Genomic DNA, 17,415 nt, shown 5'->3' on the forward strand with positions numbered 1-17,415 from the left:
TGCCGAAATGAGACACTGATTTACCCGTCTTTTCGGCTCCACAGATACCAAACAGCCAAAGCGAAAACTTTAAGAGAAAATCAGTATTTTTAAGCCTTTTCAGTTCTTTATCACAACAAACCACAAACACCGATTCATGTTGTCATTTATCATTATAAACATATTTTAGTGGTTGTTTCATATTATAACTATTTGGTGTAGTTTTATGGCCGCCGCCACTTCCGTTCTGTCATCTGTGTTTTCGTTTGCTCTGCTCATGTCAGGGACCTCGGCCATTGCGCTGGCAGCAGACGCTCAGGACGAGCATTCTCAATCCGGGCGAAAACCCTCTGTTGCGCCCCGTCATAACGGACATTCCAAACCTGTCCCCACGCCCCATAAGCAGCCCAGTGCAAAAAGCGAAAGCGTGACGGTTCTCGGTCATGCCCATCAGGCTGACGGCGGAGCGCTCGGGACGCGCCGCCTTCTGGATACGCCATTTTCGATCAAAGTTGTGACGGCCGCAGAACTACAGGAGCGGCAGGTCAAATCGCTGGCACGCGTTTTTTCACAGGATGCATCAGTCATTTCAAACGGCGACACGTATTCGTTCAACGCCTATTCCGTCACGGTCCGGGGCGTACCGCTTGACGATTACAACGGCTACAAGATCAACGGTACGCCCTTCTTCATGACAACCGTGGAACTTCCGCTTGAGTCATTCGAAGCGGTGCAGCTTCTCAAGGGTGCTTCCGGTTTCATGTACGGCTTCAATGCGCCCGGCGGCATCATTGATTTCCAGACGAAAAAGCCAACCGACGCCCGCACATTTTCCTTTGATGCCGGATACAGCTCAGGCGCCGTGGGCAGTCAGCACATCGACACGGGCGGCCGCCTTTTCCGAAACGATATTGTTGGATATCGCCTCAACCTCACCCACGAAAATGGCGAAACCTATAACGGATCGCACGTCACGCGCTTTTCAGGCTCCCTATCCACGGATGTGCGGCTGGCTCACAACCTGCTGTGGACCGCTGACGCCATTTATCAGGACCGTCAGGTCCGTGGTGGCGTGCAGGACTTCTTTATTGATGACCCGTCCGCCTATGGCAGCAACCGTCTTCCCGATGCCATCAGCGGCCACAAGAACCTGACGGCATCTCCGGCAAGCATGTTTACGTCCCACACCCTGTTTGTCTCAACCGGGCTGCATTGGGACATTACAAAGAACTGGACGGCGCGCATCGATTACAGCCACAGCATGGACTATCGCCGCTACCGCGGAGAGTGGATGTCCCTGCAGGATCAGGGTGGCAACTATGACACCTATATGAGCACCAATCCTGGAAGCTGGGCACAATATGATCAGGTTCAGGCCATTCTGGAAGGCAAGTTCCGGACAGGCTTTATCCGGCATGATTTCACGATGGGAGCGGCCTGGCAGGGGCTCAGCAAATATCTTCCATATGCCTCTGATTACGTGAACATCGGAGGCCAGAACCTCTACTCGCCGATCACCAGCCGCTCTTATAGCGGAAGCTGGGACACCGCGACCTATCGTAATTATCGTTCCGATCAGGTTGGTCTTTTCGGCAGCGACACCCTGACATTTGATAAACACTGGTCACTGCTCGCCGGCATCCGTTTCACCGATTTCCACCAGCTGACCTGGACGTCCGCCGGAACAAAAACAGCGCTGCGCACTACGCCACTGACACCAACTGCCGCCCTGATGTTCCATCCGTGGAAAGACACCACCATTTACGCCAGCTACGTTCAGGCGCTGGAAAACGGTGGAACCGTGGGAGACACCTATAAGAACGCACGCGAGACCCTTCCGCCCATCCGTTCCGATCAGGTTGAAGTGGGCGCAAAAATTGCGCGCCAGACCTGGGACCTGACAGGCGCGCTCTATCGCATCACACGTGGGGCGCAGTATGCCAATGCGGACAATGTTTATGTGTCGAACGGTACCGTCACATATCAGGGCGCAGAACTCAGCGGTCATGTCGATCTGCCGTTTGGCATTACCCTCACGGACAGTCTGGGTGCCGAAGGCGGAAAATACAGCAAGGCAGATGCCAGCGTTAAAGGAAACAAGATCGAAGGCATTCCGCTCTTCCAGAATGTCTTTCAGCTGACGGACCGTATCCCGGGCGTGCCGGGCCTCTCAGCGACTGCGGAAGTTCATTATACTGCGTCAATGTGGGGGGACAGTTCCAACAGCTTCCATGTCCCGAGCTATACGCTGCTCAATCTGCGGGCCAGCTATCGCACCAGCATCGGCCGTCACAAGGTGACGCTACGCGCTGAACTCGATAACGCCACGAACCTTCATTACTGGGGCTTTCTGGCCTCTGATTACTTCTTTGTCGGGACACCGCGCGCTGTCTTCCTGAACGCACGCTTCGATCTCTGATCTTTTCTGCCCCTTCCTGCCCTCTTCCGCTCCACACGTCACAGGAGTAGGACAGGGGCAGGGAGATGAGCACGATGACCAAGACACATTACGACCTGTGCATTAACGGAGCTGGTCCTGTTGGCGCGACACTGGCCTGTCGTCTGGCAGCCGAAGGTGTGCGGGTCCTGCTCATTGACCGTGCGGCGCTCCCAGGCATGGAAGATCCCTCTCTTGATGGCCGGGCATATGCCATTGCGGAAGGCTCACGCCAGATGCTGGAAGCCGCGGGTATCTGGGACAATCTTCCCGGTATTTCCCAGCCGATCCGTGAAATCCGCGTCTCGGATGGCCGCCCGCACGAGGCTCCCTCACCGCTTTTCCTGCATTTCGGTGTGGACGATGCCCCTGAAGGCATGAATTTCGGCTGGATGGCAGAAGCACGCGATCTGCGTCTCGCCATTAACCGGACGCTTGAACAATACGAGACGCTGGACGTCCGCGCGCCAGACACAGGAACCTTCACGTTCCACCCGGATCATGTGTCGATCCGTTTGGCATCGGGTTCAACCGTAACGGCCAAACTGGCTGTCGCCGCTGAGGGACGTCGTTCTCCATTGCGCGACCAGGCCCGCATCGGCCTGACCAAACTTCCTTATCATCAGTGCGGTATCGTTGCGACAATCGCACATGAAAAGCCTCATGACGGCGTGGCGCTGGAACAGTTCCTGCCCGAAGGACCCTTCGCCCGGCTACCAATGCCAGGAACGGCTGAGCATCCGCATCGGTCCGCTATTGTCTGGGCAGAAGGCGAAGGCCGCGCCCAGCGCTTCCATGACCTCCCCGATGAAATCTTTGCCCGCGAAATCCGTGCCCGCATGGGCGATGAGGATCTGGGCGCCATCACACCTATTGGCCGCCGCTGGATTTATCCGCTGTCAGCGCAATATGCGCAGACATATATTGCGCCGCGTCTGGCTCTCGTTGGAGATGCGGCCCATGGTATTCACCCGATTGCGGGTCAGGGGCTGAATATCGGTTTTCGGGATGTCATCGCTCTGGCAGACCTGCTGATTGAAGCCCATACGAAACGTACAGATCCGGGCAGCCGGGAACTCCTTGTCCGCTATCAGCGCCGAGCCCGGCCCGGCAATATGGCCATGCTGGCCGCCACGGACATTCTGGAACGTCTCTTTGGTAACGATAATCCGGTTCTGCGGCGCGTGCGCGACCTGGGCATTGCGGGCGTTCATCGCCTGCCCCGCCTGAGACGTGCCTTTGTTCGCAAGGCGATGGGCGTATGAGTTCAACTGTAAATCTTGATCAGCTCTGGCGGAATATGCAGGCACAGGCCTGCAGTTGCCATGACCCTCTGATTCAGGATGTTTTCGCCACGAATATTGGAGACCATCACAGCTTCAGTTCGGGCCTCGCGTCCCTTCTGGGTACCAAGCTGGCGGATCGATCCATTTCTGCTACGGCCATCACACGGCTGGTCACTTCCATTCTTCTGGAAGTCCCCGGCATAGCCGAGTCAGCCGCCGAAGATATTCTGGCAATCCATGACCGTGATCCGGCCTGCCCGGATCTGGTGACACCGTTCCTGTTCTTCAAAGGCTGGCAGGCGTTACAGGTTCATCGTATCGCGCATCACCTCTGGCAGAAAAACAGACGGCATCTGGCTTATCATTTTCAAAGCCGGGTCAATGAGCTGTTCGCAATCGACATTCATCCGGCCGCGCGCCTTGGTCGACGCCTGAGTATCGACCATGGAACGGGGATTGTGATCGGGGAAACCTGCATCATCGAAGATGACGTCTCCCTGTTTCAAGACGTCACGCTGGGTGGCACAGGGAAACTGACCGGAAACCGACATCCGATCGTACGCCGAGGGGCCATGATTGGATCGGGTGCCAAGGTGCTGGGGCGCCTCATCATCGGCGAAAATGCCCGTATTGGTGCGGCATCAGTTGTTCTGGAAGATATTCCGGCCAATGCGACGGCAGTCGGAAATCCGGCCAGGATTCTGGAGCCTTCCAAAGTCGCTGCTGCAACAGACGCCAAACTGCCGTCCTGAGCAGATACAGGAAGAGGCTGTCTCCTTTCGGAGAACAGCCTCTTCCTCAAGCAAGGCCTTGTCGGCGTTACGCGCTTACTGATTCGAGAACTTGAACGTCGTCGTGTAGTCGAATGTCTGACCTGGCTTCAGTTCTGTCGTAGGAAAGGACGGATGGTTCGGGCTGTCTGGATAATGCTCGGCCTCAAAGGCGATAGCGTCTGTCTGACGATAAGCGTGACCGGAAATCCCTGCATACCCACCGTCCAGTGAGTTGGACGTATAGACCTGTAGCCCCGGCTGGTTGGTCAGAACTTCCATGCTGCGGCCCGAGCGTGGGTCATAGACTTTTCCAGCCAGACGCGGAGCCTGTCCGTATGCTCCGTTGACGACCCAGTTCATGTCGTAACCACGCGCATACATCATCTGGGTGTCATTGCTGCGGAGGCGTGCACCCACTTCAGTTGGCTTGCTGAAGTCCAATGGTGTGCCTGCAACGGGTGCAAGCTGGCCCGTTGGGATCGAGGTGCTATCAGTCGGAGTATAGCTGTCTGCGTTGATCTGAAGGATTTCCGGCTCAATGCTGCCGGAGCCTTCGCCATTCAGATTCCAGTAGCTGTGGTTCGTCAGATTCAGAACCGTCGGCGCATCGGTTGTCGCCACATAATGCAGTGACAGAGCATTGTCGTTGCCCAGCGTGTAGGTCACGTGCGTCGTCAGTGTTCCGGGGAAGCCCTGGTCTCCGTTCGGACTGACCAGCTTCAGCGTCACATAGGAGCCGCTTGCAGAGACGCCTGTCTTTTCAAGCGTCCAGACGTTCTTGTCGAATCCCTTTTTGCCACCATGCAGAGCGTTCGGAGCCGCCGTAATGTCAGTGTGGTAGATTTTCCCATCTACGGGGAAGCTGCCGCCTGCGAGACGGTTTGCGTAACGGCCGATAATCGCCCCGAAGAACAATCCACCCTTGGCGCTATCGACGGTGTATCCCTTGAGATCGCCAAACCCGAGGACGATGTCCTGCGGATGCCCGTTACGATCCGGCGTTTCAACAGATTGAATAATGCCACCATAGGTAATGACGCGTACCGTCACGTTATGGTCATTCTTCAGGGTAACAATACGGACAGGCTTACCATCGGGCGTGTTGCCCCATGGCTGAGAGAGTGCCGTTGGACGCGCCTGAGCAGCCCCAAGAGACAGGCCAACTAGGGCCACGGTGGCAAAAAGCGGTGCTTTGCAGGCAGAAAATCTGGACACTGGAAAATTCCCTGGTGTTGAGTTGCCGCCACACTGCTCTCAAAATATTTCAGCCGTCAAAGTGGCCGGAGTGTCCTTCTGACTTCTGGATCGTTAAAGGATCTCGTCCCTTCCCTGTGTCATAATTTGGATACATAGAGGGGTGCAGCTTGGCACAGTATAGGCTATGACTACGGCCTTCCGCAGTTTTCCGCGACGGACGGCTCATGGCTCCGCTGGCGGCACACCAATTGAATGGGAACGGATTTCGAAAATTTCCGTTTTCAGATGAAGTCTTTGTGAGCACGCCCGCGGAGTGGGGTTTTTGAGGAATGGTTATGGACTCTCGGCAGGACAGAATCGGTATCAGGGCGACGCGCTCGCGTCGTGGCAGAGCCATTGCAGGCGTTTTGGCACTGCTGACGCTGGGGGCCTGTGGCTCCCTGCATAATCCCCCGCCGAAAGATCCGGACGACCTTGCTGATTACAAGGCTGCCAACGATCCGTATGAGCCGCTGAACCGGAAGATGTATAACGTCCAGATGTGGGCTTATCACGTGGCCCTGCGTCCCGTGGCCAAGGCCTGGATCTGGGCTGTTCCGAAGCCGGTTCGGCACAGTATTTCCAACATCAATGAAACCTGGCGTGAGCCTGCGGTGTTCTTCTCTGATGTTGGGGCTGGAAAGCCCCGTCGTGCGGGTGACTCGTTCATGCGCTTCACGATCAACATGAGTGCGGGAGTGGCGGGTTTCTTCGATGTTGCCAGTCTGGTCGGTTACAAACAGCATGAGACTGACCCGGGGATGACGATGGGAACATGGGGCGTGAAGAGCGGCCCATACCTCTTCATTCCGTTTGTCGGCCCCAGCAACTTCCGCGATGGTATCGGCTATGGGATCGGGCAGGCTCTGACCCCGATCAATTATGTGCCAAGAGGTTATGGTCTGCTGACATTCAACTGGGCCTACAATATTCTTGGAACGGTTGATGGCTTTGCCAACAGTGTGGATCAGATCGACCATCTGGAGCAGGACAGCCTTGATCCGTACTCCTACGTCCGTAGTGCCTGGCAGCAGAACCGCCAGAGCCAGATTGACGCTATGACGAACGATCACCGCGCCACCACCCCAGACTGGTACAACTGAGGACAAACGCATGCTTAAAGCCTTTTCGCGCCGGGCCCTTCTTGGTGCTTTTGCTGCAGCCCTCACTTTCGGGGCTGGCGTCGCTCATGCCAATCCGGCAACAGATTTCGTGAATTCCTTTGGTGGCCAGCTGGTCAGCATCGTTAATTCCGGCAAGCCACTGGGTGAAAAGAAGCGCGAAGTCCTTCCGCTTCTTCAGTCCAATGTGGATATTCAGGGCATTGCCCGCTACTGCCTCGGCCGCTACTGGCGCACCGCTACTCCTGCTCAACAGCAGAAGTACCTGCAGCTTTTCGATCAGGTTCTGGTCAACACGATCACGGATCAGATCGGTAACTATCAGGGCGTAAGCTTCCGGGTTACCGGCACCAGCTCAACGCCGGATGGCGAACGGGTCAATGCACTGATTGACCGTCCGGGCCAGCCAGAGGTCAACATGCAGCTCATCATCGGTGGAAACCCACCGAAGGTCGTGGACATGTATGGTGAAGGTGCCAGCCTGCGCATGAATCAGCGCGGCGATTATAGCTCCTATCTGGCTCGCCACGGTGGCGATGTTGGTGCTCTGAACTCCGCTTTGGAGCGTCAGCTCAGCAATCACCACTGAGTGCTGCACATCGAAGCTAACACTCTGAAAAAGGCCTCCTGAACGGGAGGCCTTTTTTGGTTCTACACTACAAGCCTTTATCGCGGGGCGACGTGCTGCACGGTGATGTGGAACCGATAGATTGTGTCTTTCCCGGTGAACAGCACATCTGTCCGGCCTTCCTGATGGGCCAGAATTTCCGCCACTTTCTGGGACACGAGATTGATATGCACAATTGCAGGCAGGCTGATAGACGCCGTCTGCAGGTTAGGAGGAAGAGCTACGATCTCCGTTCCTCCCAACGTCATAACGAGCGTATGCTCAATGATGCGCATACCACCAACCGCCGACTCAGCAGGTTTGGGGTCTGCGGCCCGAGCGGCCGATAGAGAGGCCATGCCCAAGGCCAGCACAACAAGACCTGCTGTTCGTATGTTTTTCAGAAAATAGACCATATTTATTCCTCGACGACCGCGTCGCCTTAATTCAAACGCCAGCACCTAAAAGCGAAAGGAAAATTCCCTGCTTTCTGCACCTTTTCAGGCAGGAGCAATTTCGTAGAGGAACATCGTATCGCCATCCCGCTTGAAAGTATCGATATGACGCATGCCGATACTTCCCAGCACCATACGGGACGCAAGATTATCTTCACGGGCAACGGCTACGATCCGAGGCTCCCCCTCATCAAGGACATACCGGATCGCTGCACCTGCAGCTTCACGAGCAAGTCCCCGGCCAGCAGCCCACGGAAAAATAGAGAATCTGAGGCCGAGGCCGCGCCCATCGGGGCGTTCATGCACGCCCGTCATGCCGACGAAGCGGCCATTTTCACGGATGGCAAAAATACCGATACGGCGGCGAGCCCAGAAGGCGACGTCTTCAGCCATATCCTGCTCTGCTTCGGTCCGGCTGCGCACACCACCAAGCATACGACCAAAGGCACCAGCATCAGCCTTCAGGGCGATCATGTCCTCAAGGTCCGGCCAGTTGACCGGAGTGAGGACGAGACGTGCTGTACGGAGTTCTCGCCCTAACAACCGGGCCTCCTCAAACCGTCAGAAACCGGGGCAGAATAGCCTACCCCGGTGACGTGCAAAAGGAACGGTCCGTCTTAGCGGGCCAGCGGACGATATTTGATGCGGCTTGGCTCAGTCGCATCCGGACCCAGACGGCGGCGCTTGTCTTCTTCATAGTCCTGGAAGTTACCTTCGAACCACTCGACATGGCTGTCGCCTTCGAAAGCCAGAATATGCGTGGCCAGACGGTCAAGGAACCAGCGATCATGGGAGATGACCACGGCGCAGCCAGCGAAGTCTGCCAGAGCATCTTCGAGGGCACGCAGCGTATCAACGTCAAGATCGTTGGTCGGCTCATCGAGCAGCAGAACGTTGCTGTCTTCCTTGAGCATCTTGGCAAGATGAACGCGGTTACGCTCACCGCCCGACAGGATGCCAACGCGCTTCTGCTGGTCAGAGCCCTTGAAGTTGAACGCCCCGACATATGCGCGGGACGGAACCGTCCGCTTGCCAAGCTGAATAACGTCCGTACCGCCGGAAATCTCTTCCCAGACGGTCTTATTACCATCCAGCGTGTCGCGGGACTGATCGACATAGCCGAGCTTCACCGTCTCGCCGACCTTCAGAGAGCCACCATCCGGCGTGTCCTGACCGGTGATCATCTTGAACAGCGTGGACTTACCCGCACCGTTCGGACCGATCACACCCACGATGCCACCAGGCGGGAGCTTGAAGTTCAGGCCATCGATCAGCAGACGATCGCCAAAGCCCTTCGTCAGATTCTCGGCCTCGATCACCGTACCGCCAAGGCGCGGACCCGGCGTAATAACGATGTCCGCCGTGCCACCAACCTTCTCGGAGTTGGCTGCCAGCATCTCTTCGTATTTGGTAATACGAGCCTGGCTCTTGGCCTGACGGGCCTTCGGTGAGCTGTTGATCCAGTCCTGCTCGGCAGCAAGAGCGCGCTGGCGGGAGCTTTCTTCCTTCTCTTCCTGGGCCAGACGCTTGCGCTTCTGGGTCAGCCAGGACGAGTAGTTGCCTTCGAACGGATAGCCACGGCCACGCTCGAGCTCCAGAATCCAGTTCGTGACGTTATCGAGGAAGTAACGGTCATGGGTGATGACCATGACGGTGCCCTGATAATCACGCAGCGTCTTTTCGAGCCAGCTGACGCTCTCGGCATCAAGATGGTTGGTTGGCTCATCGAGCAGCAGAATGTCAGGCTTTTCGAGCAGCAGGCGGCACAGCGCAACGCGGCGACGCTCACCACCGGAAAGCTTGTCGACCGGGCTGTCTGCTGGCGGGCAGCGCAGCGCGTCGAGAGCGATCTCCAGCTTGCGATCCAGCTCCCAGCCGTCACCGGCATCGATGATTTCCTGAAGCTCGGCCTGTTCTGAGAGAAGATTGGTCATCTCCTCATCGGACATGGGCTCAGCGAACAGCATGGAAATTTCGTTGAAGCGATCGAGTGCGCGCTTGAGTTCACCAAAACCGAGAGCGACGTTCTCACCAACCGTCAGCTTTTCATCAAGCTGCGGCTCCTGCTCGAGGTAGCCGATCTTGACGCCGTCAGCCGCCCAGGCTTCACCGCCGAATTCCTTGTCGATCCCGGCCATCACCTTGAGCAGCGTGGACTTACCCGCGCCGTTGACGCCGAGAACACCGATCTTCACACCGGGCAGGAAGGAAAGGGTGATGCCCTTAAAGACCTCACGTCCACCCGGATAGGCCTTCGTAAGATCCTTCATGACGTAGACGTACTGGTAGGCGGCCATGATGAGGTCTCCTGTTCGGTGGTGGAGTGCGGAATGAGCGGCGGCAGACAGGCTCGCCAGACAAAATAGAGCACCGTGCGCCCGGAGGGACTCGAACCCCCAACCAAGCCGTTATGAGCGGCCGGCTCTAACCAATTGAGCTACAGGCGCGCGGTAGCTGCACGAAATCGCTCACCTGACGCATTTTTGCAAGGGCTGACATGGTGAAATGTCTTTTTTTGCATTATGTGTCAAAACGCCTCCCGTCCCCGACTGGCCTCAGAAGGCCATTGCCGCCGTTTCGAGAAGGCACCTACCGGTTTTCATTATTCTGGGGGAAGACGTGGCTGGACGCTCATTGAAACACATCACAACGCCGCACATTCGGTGATGCAGGCAAGCGCGACAGCTTTTCTGCAAAAATTCCGCTGGCTATACAGCCCGGACCCGCTCATGGCCGGCTACGCTCTCCGAACTACTCTGACGTCCCTGCTCGCGCTGGGGATTGCCCTGAAGATGGAGCTTGGTAGCCCTCAATGGGCAGCCCTGACCGTATGGATGGTCGCGCAGGGCACACGTGGGCGCAGTCTGGCAAAGGCGAAGTGGCATCTGTTCGGCATGGTGCTGGGCGTGATCTGCGGCGTGATCCTCGTCGCGGTCTGCCCTCAGGCGCCCTTGATGTTCATTCTGCTTCTGGCCGCAGGCATCGGGCTGTTCTGCCTGATTGGCACGTTCATGCCTGGGCCGGCTTCCATGACCAATTACCGTATTCACGGTATGCGGGCGACGGGCTTCACCTACGCCATTGTCTCCCTCGATGGGATCGCTGACCCGCACCACATTTTCGAAATTGCCAGTTCACGCGCCACATACATTGTGCTGGGCATTGTTCTGGAAGCATCGATTTCCGGACTGTTCCAGCTCGGCCTCACGAAACGAACACGCCAACAACTTACCAGCACATTTGAAGACACTTTAAAGCCAGCACTTTCGACCATCGCAGACATCCTTGCGGGCAAGACTGATGCTCTGGAGACCATGCAATCTGTCTTCACCCGGATCACCACTTTGGGGGATCAGGTTGAATTCGCTGAGGTCGAGCTGGGACGACAGGACCATGCGGGCGATCATACGCGCGCCGCGCTGGCCAACATCGCTGTTCTCCTGGCGCGGGCCATGGACCTTGCCACGCTGATGCGTCTTCCCCTCAGTCAGGATGACGCGTTCCTCGAACAGGCCAAAACGATCCAGCACATGTTTCTCGCCTTGCCCGCGAGGCTGGAAAGCACCGAGAACATGGACACAATTTTGAGCGACCTGCGAGACATCAGGCGGGACTGCCGACGCCGGGTCGTAGAAGATTTCGATACTGTTCTTCCCAAAGCAGAAGACCGCGCTGCCATGCTTCGCCATGGCATGTTGCAGCAGTCTCTGGTCGAACTTATTGATGCGTTGAGAATGGCCCTGCGACAGTTCGAAGCCAGCCGTAATCCTCAGCCTCACGATCATTTCCATGAGCCTATCCGCTCCTACCGGGACTGGCGGCAAGCCATCGTTAACAGCCTCCGCTCATCGGTGACTGTCTTCGGGGCAGGCGTAATCTGGATTGCAACAGCGTGGCCCAGCGGCCTGACATTCATCATGTTTGTCGCGATTGCATGCAGCCTGTTCTCGACGCTGGAGCGCCCGGCCCTCGCCACACAGGCCTTTTTGCATGGCGCCTGCTGTGCCGTTTTGGCTGGGGGCGTGCTCGATCTGCTCTTGCTGGGAAAACCCACAACATTCGAAATGCTCGGAATGTGGTCTGGCGTTGCCATGATGCTGGGCGGACTGGCCTTTGCCTATCCGCCACTGACGCTTCCGGCCGTCTCTTACAACCTGTTCCTGCCCATCCTTCTAGGCCCGTCCAATCAGGGCCGAACGGATGAAATCGTTTATTTCAATACGGCCATGCCGCTCGTTCTGGGCCTGCTTTATACATCATGGATGTACCGTGTTTTCCTGCCTTATGACCCAGCGCACCAACGCTGGACCATGCGCGAACACATCCTTCAGGACCTGCATCACATTGCAGAAGGGAAAACGAACGCCACACTTGATACAGTGGTCTCACGCAACGTGGATCGCTTCGTCCGGCTGATGACCAATTCGGGGAATACACCTTCTCCCGTGGTTCATGCCTATCTGGCGGGGATTCTTTCAGCGATGCGCGTCATGCTGAACCTGCTTCGACTTCGCGCTATCAACCATGATGCGTCTCTCAATCCCCGCGCGCATCAGGCTCTTGAGCTGGTGCTGGCACGGATGAGCCATTTCAGTGGGCGTTATCACGGGCATTATGGGCGAACGCTGCGCGCCACGCTCCTTGCCATTCAGAGACTGCGAGACTGTGAGACAACCGAATCGCGCCCTCGTCAGCGCTTTGTACTGATCGCTGCCCTGACGGCTCTGGACGTCATTGCAACGGAACTGAACACCAACAAGATATTCTTTGACACAAAGAGCCCCTATCTCGACCCTCCCGTGTGAGTGCTCACGAAGAAATGTTCTGAAATAGACTTTTCTTTTCACGAAAAGGGGGGAAATGTTCCGTTTCAACCGCGGAGTGCCGCGGGAAGACAGGGTCTTCAGAAAGGATACCGTCATGTTTCGTCGTATCGTGCCCGCTCTCGGCCTAGCTCTTGGCCTCGGCGTGATGTCCACGGCTGCTATGGCCCAGGAACAGTCGCCACCGCCTCCTGCTGCCGTTCAGGGCACGCCTGGCAAAGATTTCACGGGCGTCTCTCCTGCCAATCTTGCAGGCATCATGAACTACTGCGTCGAACTGCAGTATCTCTCTTATGATGAAGGCAACCCGGCTCTCTATGGCCTGAGCGAAAAGTACAAGGCCACCGAACAGACGGTTGGCAATGAAGACTATGCTCTTGGCACCGCTGGCTTCTTCAACAGCAACGGCAAGCGCTATTATCTGGTGGCCTACACCAACGAAGATGACCGTCGTGCAGCCTGCCACAATGCCCTGAAGGCCGCACAGCCGCTTCTCTGACCCTGACTTTCCGAGTTTATCGGCTTCTACGAACGCTCCAGCCCTGTGCTGGGGCGTTTTGCGTTTCTGGCGATCTGGCGAGCGCCCTCAACCCCGCACCTAACGCATTAGCTCCCCATCATGTTTTTGCTTCCGCTCTGGGCAGAAAGGCGCAGGACAGCTAAGGTTCCGCCGTCTTAAAACCAGTTCAGGACGTGAACATCATGGACGTTTCCAAGATCTCGCCCGGCAAAGACGTGCCGAACGACATTAATGTAGTTATCGAGATCCCGCAGGGCTCTCAGGTCAAGTACGAAGTGGACAAGGATAGCGGCGCGATCTTCGTGGACCGTTTCCTGTTCACGCCGATGGCCTATCCGGCAGCTTACGGCTTCATTCCTGGCACCCTCGCTGCTGACGGTGACCCGGCTGATGCCCTCGTTCTGGCTCCGGCAGCCGTCGTCCCTGGCGCCGTGATCCGTGCACGTCCAATCGGCATGCTGAAGATGGAAGATGAGAGCGGCCAGGATGAGAAAATCATCTGCGTCCCGCACGACAAGATCCACCCGCAGTTCACGGACGTGAAGTCCATCGACGACCTGCCAGAGATCACACGCAAGGCGATTGAGCACTTTTTTGAGCGCTACAAGGATCTTGAACCCAACAAATGGGTTAAGGTAACAGGCTGGGCTGGCAAGGAAGAGGCTGGTAAAGTCATCGAGGCAGCACTCGCAGCAGCCAAATAATACGATGTTGTGATCCGTTTTATACGGATTATAGTTTACATCGCTTGGTATAGGCTTTGTTTTTTCCTGAAAAACGGAGCCTATATCATATGAACGTGATTTTTTAGAAATTTATCTCATAATCTCTGTTCTTTATCCCGGAAAAAGTGTTACGAAGATCTCGCAACCTGATACCCGAGGATAAGAGACTTGTCTCGCCTGCATCTCTATGCCGCAGCCTGTGCGGTTTGTTTTACGCCCGCCATCGCCGCCGCTGAAGGCGCGACCAAGGCTCCCGCACCTGTCACGACCGTCGTTCAGTCAAAGGCTGGCGACAAGGTTACGACCGTGCGCGTTCTCGCGCCCATCACGGTTATGGACTGGCCAGACCAGAACTCGGAAAACCCGAGTGTTCGCGTTAACACCCCGCTTACAATCATGTCGTTCGACAAGGAGCAGGTACCCCCGCTCCCCAAGCCTGAGGCCTTGCTGACCAACCCGTTTGGCTGGAACAAGTGGCTTCGTGACCGCGGCATCGCGATCATGATGGACAACACCAACGAATACACGGGCGCCATCACCAAGCCGACACCGGGTTATGGGCTTCGTCAGGGTAGCAGCAACGCAGGCCAGTACAGCCTTGAGAACGATATCGACTGGGAAAAGCTCGCTGGTATCCGCGGCTTCTCAACCCATGCCGTCGTTGTCGGCCGTTACGGTATTCCCGCCAGCCGCATGTTCGGTGACAACCTGAACCCCAGCTCCGAAATCTATGGCGCCGGCGGCAACGTGGTCGTTCACCTTGTCTATGCTTATGGTGAAGAGACGCTTGGAAACGGTCACTTTGACGTCGCTGCCGGACGTATTCCGTTCCTGAACGACTTCTCCGCTAACCCGCTGTACTGCAACTTCCAGAACAATGCCTTCTGCGGTAACCCGAAGGCATCGTCTGACAACACCACCCATTCGTCCTACCCAGATGCCGTGTGGGCGGCCCGTATCCGCGTTCGCCCAACAAAAAGCACATACATCCAGACCGGCGTGTATTTTGCGCAGGCAGGCATCTACAACAACGTTCAGTACCGGACGGGCTTCAAGCTCAACGGCGCAGACATCAATGGCGAAGCTGTGCCAGTGGAAGCTGGCTGGGAGCCGCTGGTGGGCAAGGACCACCTGCCGGGTCACTACAAGGTCGGCTACGCCATCGATAATGCACCGCACAAAGACAACTACTATGATGTCAACGGGAACCCGTATGTCATCTCAGGTCTGGCGCAGCGCACGGTCAATTACTCCTGGGCAGCCTGGTTCCTGGCGGATCAGATGGTCTGGCGCCATCATACGCCCGGAAATCCGGACGCAGGCCTTGTCGTGCTGGGTGGCTTCTACGCCAACAGCCCCCGCACCCAGACACGTGCCCAGCAGTATGAAATCGGGTTTGTGGACAGTGGCTTCTGGAAGGCTCGCCCGCTGGACGGCATTGGTGTGAACTTCACCTACGTTCGTGTTGCAGGCAGCGTGTCCGATACTCAGCGCCTTCAGCTTGCTCGTGGGATGTCACTCATGAACGGATCTTACGGGATCCAGAACTATGGCGAAGTTCTTGAAGCGAACTACCGTATCCACGTAATGCGTGGCGTCACCTTCGCACCGGACTTCCAGTACTACTTCCGTCCCGGCGGCCAGGCTGCACTGCATAACGCGGCAATGCTCGGCTTCAAGAGCCACATCCAGTTCTTCTAACCTTTCCCAGCGGCCAGTCAGATATCGTGACTGGCCGCTTTTGGTCCTCAGCCCTCGTCGGCCAGACTGTTTTGGAGAGACGAGGACTGCACCTGAGCAGCCAGATGATGCGCCAGATCAGCAGCCTGCTGACGGATTTCGGGTATGGCTGTTGTTTCGAAGACAGTCCCCCAGCGCATCGGGCCGATGGCATACAGGCTCGTGCTCCATCTGCCCGAAGCGTCCTGCAAAGCGCCCCTGTCATCACAAACCAGGCCACCCAATGGGGTTTGTGTTGCCGACCCTGTCTCGATTAATCCTGTTAACAAAGCTGAGCCGACTGTCCGATAATCACGACTTGGCCCCGTACAGTTCACCGCGTGATCTACGTCGAGACAACGAAGCCGTTCTGCTCCCTGAATGCTAAGACGCACCCCGCCTGAAACCGCGGAGACCTGCTCCACGCGCCCTTTCAGGGTTTTCAACGTCCCGGCTTCGGTTTCCTGATCGAGCACTGATCGAAGTGCTGGCGCCATTCGATGCCGCACGATGTCCCACCGCCGCTGAAGGTGGCGCGCAAAGCGACGTTTTTCTTCTACTGGCAGTCGGCCCCAGAGCGCGTTCGTATGGGCCCGCAGAGCATTGACCATGCTCCTCCAGGAAATACCTTTACGCAGACACGCCCGGAATAGAGCAAGATAAGCTCTCGCACTCGGAGGCGTGGCGAACCACACATCATCCACCCCCGCCGCAGGCGCCTCTGCATGTGAGGTCGGATACCATCCATGCCGGGAAATAGCGGTAATCTGGCCTCTGTGCCCCTGCTGTCTCAAACGAACCAGAACATCAACGGCTGTCAGCCCGGTTCCAATCAGAGCAACGTCATCATCAAGGCCAATGCGGGTATAAAGATCATTCTGCCATGCGGAAGGAGAGTATCCGGGCACTAAACGCCGCGGGTCTGACAACACGACGGGCGAAAAATTTCCAGTCGCGAGAACGACATAGGACGCGGCAATACAGGCACCGTCAGCGAGTGTAAGATTCCACCCTTGATCCGCCTTGTCGCAGGCAAGAACATGGCCCTGATGGTATTCTGGCGCAGCCTCTGTCCACAGACTTTGCAGATAGCGGCCATAAATTGCTCTGGGCACAAAATCTGAAGCGCTGATATCTGGATCATGATGGTCTCGTACCCACACCAGAAAGTGCGATGGGCCATCCACAACTGCGCTCATCCCGGACGCACAGACATTCAGATAGTGTGTGAGACAGGGAGTGCCATATGCCAGCCCTCGACCCGGCTCTGGCGCATCTCCAACAACAATCAGTCTCGCAGCACAGCCTGCTTTGCGCAGATACCAGGCGAGAAGCGTTCCACTGGCGCCACTTCCGATAATGGCAATGACCGGACAGGATGGATCAGGATTTTCCACGAAGGCGCATCACTCTGTTCGGGGCTGGACAATGCCCTGATCATCGCTGCGTTTTCTGCAACCATGCGCTTTTTATCGTAACAGAACGCCACCTTGGGGCACTGCAGGTTCCAGAAACGAAAAAAGGCGCCTTAAGGCGCCTTTTTCAAACTGGAGCGGGTGATGGGATTCGAACCCACGACCCCAACCTTGGCAAGGTTGTGCTCTACCCCTGAGCTACACCCGCATTCCGTGAGGCGGCTTATGGCGGAAACTTGCAATATCCGCAAGAGGAAAGACGAGTGGAAAAGCATTTTCCTGATCAGGAAATATTTATGAGCCAGAAACGAAAAAAGAC

Annotated in this window: 14 protein-coding genes and 2 tRNA genes; 9 read left to right on the top strand and 7 right to left on the bottom strand. The window is 56.6% G+C overall.

Annotated features, from left to right (window positions below; all coding sequences use genetic code 11):
• The first annotated feature begins 205 nt into the window (after positions 1-205).
• The 3 genes from KP707_RS04720 to cysE all read left to right on the top strand — a co-directional run bounded on the left by KP707_RS04720 (position 206) and on the right by cysE (position 4,454).
• Entirely contained in the window at positions 206-2,398 is a 2,193-nt protein-coding gene (locus KP707_RS04720) for a TonB-dependent siderophore receptor (protein ID WP_211502323.1), read from the top strand.
• A 65-nt stretch (positions 2,399-2,463) separates the two neighbouring features.
• Entirely contained in the window at positions 2,464-3,681 is a 1,218-nt protein-coding gene (locus tag KP707_RS04725; RefSeq protein WP_211502324.1) for a UbiH/UbiF/VisC/COQ6 family ubiquinone biosynthesis hydroxylase, read from the top strand.
• The gene (cysE, locus tag KP707_RS04730) at positions 3,678-4,454 is read left to right on the top strand and encodes a serine O-acetyltransferase (protein ID WP_211500494.1); all 777 of its coding nucleotides are present in this window, start codon (positions 3,678-3,680) and stop codon (positions 4,452-4,454) included. The genes KP707_RS04725 and cysE overlap by 4 nt, the downstream gene beginning before the upstream one ends.
• Positions 4,455-4,529: 75 nt before the next feature.
• Here cysE and KP707_RS04735 read toward each other — a convergent pair whose 3' ends face one another.
• Positions 4,530-5,690 carry an aldose epimerase family protein gene (locus KP707_RS04735; protein ID WP_211502325.1) on the bottom strand — a complete coding sequence of 387 codons (1,161 nt, stop codon included), beginning with the start codon at positions 5,688-5,690 and terminating at the stop codon, positions 4,530-4,532.
• A gap of 317 nt (positions 5,691-6,007) precedes the next feature.
• Between KP707_RS04735 and KP707_RS04740 the strand changes: the two genes are divergently transcribed.
• A complete protein-coding gene (locus tag KP707_RS04740) occupies positions 6,008-6,814 on the top strand; it encodes a VacJ family lipoprotein (protein WP_046900679.1) in 807 nt (268 codons plus the stop codon).
• Between the two features lie 10 nt (positions 6,815-6,824).
• Entirely contained in the window at positions 6,825-7,421 is a 597-nt protein-coding gene (locus KP707_RS04745) for a phospholipid-binding protein MlaC (protein WP_099211669.1), read from the top strand.
• 77 nt (positions 7,422-7,498) lie between these two features.
• Here the strand turns inward: KP707_RS04745 and KP707_RS04750 are convergent, their stop codons facing one another.
• The 4 genes from KP707_RS04750 to KP707_RS04765 form a co-directional block, all read right to left on the bottom strand.
• Positions 7,499-7,855 (bottom strand): pilus assembly protein N-terminal domain-containing protein, encoded by a 357-nt coding sequence (locus tag KP707_RS04750; protein ID WP_211506635.1) that lies wholly within the window; start codon positions 7,853-7,855, stop codon positions 7,499-7,501.
• 84 nt (positions 7,856-7,939) lie between these two features.
• Positions 7,940-8,437, bottom strand: a complete 498-nt coding sequence (locus KP707_RS04755) for a GNAT family N-acetyltransferase (protein WP_046900676.1) — start codon at positions 8,435-8,437, stop codon at positions 7,940-7,942.
• 74 nt (positions 8,438-8,511) lie between these two features.
• Positions 8,512-10,191, bottom strand: a complete 1,680-nt coding sequence (gene ettA, locus KP707_RS04760) for an energy-dependent translational throttle protein EttA (RefSeq protein WP_086633470.1) — start codon at positions 10,189-10,191, stop codon at positions 8,512-8,514.
• 76 nt (positions 10,192-10,267) lie between these two features.
• Positions 10,268-10,341 (bottom strand) — tRNA-Ile (locus KP707_RS04765).
• A 219-nt stretch (positions 10,342-10,560) separates the two neighbouring features.
• Between KP707_RS04765 and KP707_RS04770 the strand changes: the two genes are divergently transcribed.
• The 4 genes from KP707_RS04770 to KP707_RS04785 all read left to right on the top strand — a co-directional run bounded on the left by KP707_RS04770 (position 10,561) and on the right by KP707_RS04785 (position 15,663).
• The gene (locus KP707_RS04770; RefSeq protein ID WP_211502515.1) at positions 10,561-12,699 is read left to right on the top strand and encodes an FUSC family protein; all 2,139 of its coding nucleotides are present in this window, start codon (positions 10,561-10,563) and stop codon (positions 12,697-12,699) included.
• Positions 12,700-12,814: 115 nt separating this feature from the next.
• Positions 12,815-13,216 carry a hypothetical protein gene (locus KP707_RS04775; protein WP_046900991.1) on the top strand — a complete coding sequence of 134 codons (402 nt, stop codon included), beginning with the start codon at positions 12,815-12,817 and terminating at the stop codon, positions 13,214-13,216.
• A 203-nt stretch (positions 13,217-13,419) separates the two neighbouring features.
• On the top strand, positions 13,420-13,941 hold the full coding sequence (ppa, locus tag KP707_RS04780) for an inorganic diphosphatase (protein ID WP_046900674.1): 522 nt from the start codon (positions 13,420-13,422) through the stop codon (positions 13,939-13,941).
• A gap of 189 nt (positions 13,942-14,130) precedes the next feature.
• Positions 14,131-15,663 (top strand): carbohydrate porin, encoded by a 1,533-nt coding sequence (locus KP707_RS04785; RefSeq protein WP_086633471.1) that lies wholly within the window; start codon positions 14,131-14,133, stop codon positions 15,661-15,663.
• Between the two features lie 47 nt (positions 15,664-15,710).
• Here KP707_RS04785 and KP707_RS04790 read toward each other — a convergent pair whose 3' ends face one another.
• Positions 15,711-17,078, bottom strand: coding sequence for an FAD/NAD(P)-binding protein (locus KP707_RS04790; RefSeq protein WP_211502327.1), 1,368 nt, complete (start codon positions 17,076-17,078; stop codon positions 15,711-15,713).
• Between the two features lie 151 nt (positions 17,079-17,229).
• A tRNA-Gly gene (locus KP707_RS04795) sits at positions 17,230-17,304 on the bottom strand.
• Positions 17,305-17,415 lie beyond the last annotated feature (111 nt).

It is taken from the genome of Gluconobacter sp. P5E10, assembly GCF_018812145.1.
GTDB classification, from domain to species: Bacteria; Pseudomonadota; Alphaproteobacteria; order Acetobacterales; family Acetobacteraceae; genus Gluconobacter; species Gluconobacter cerinus.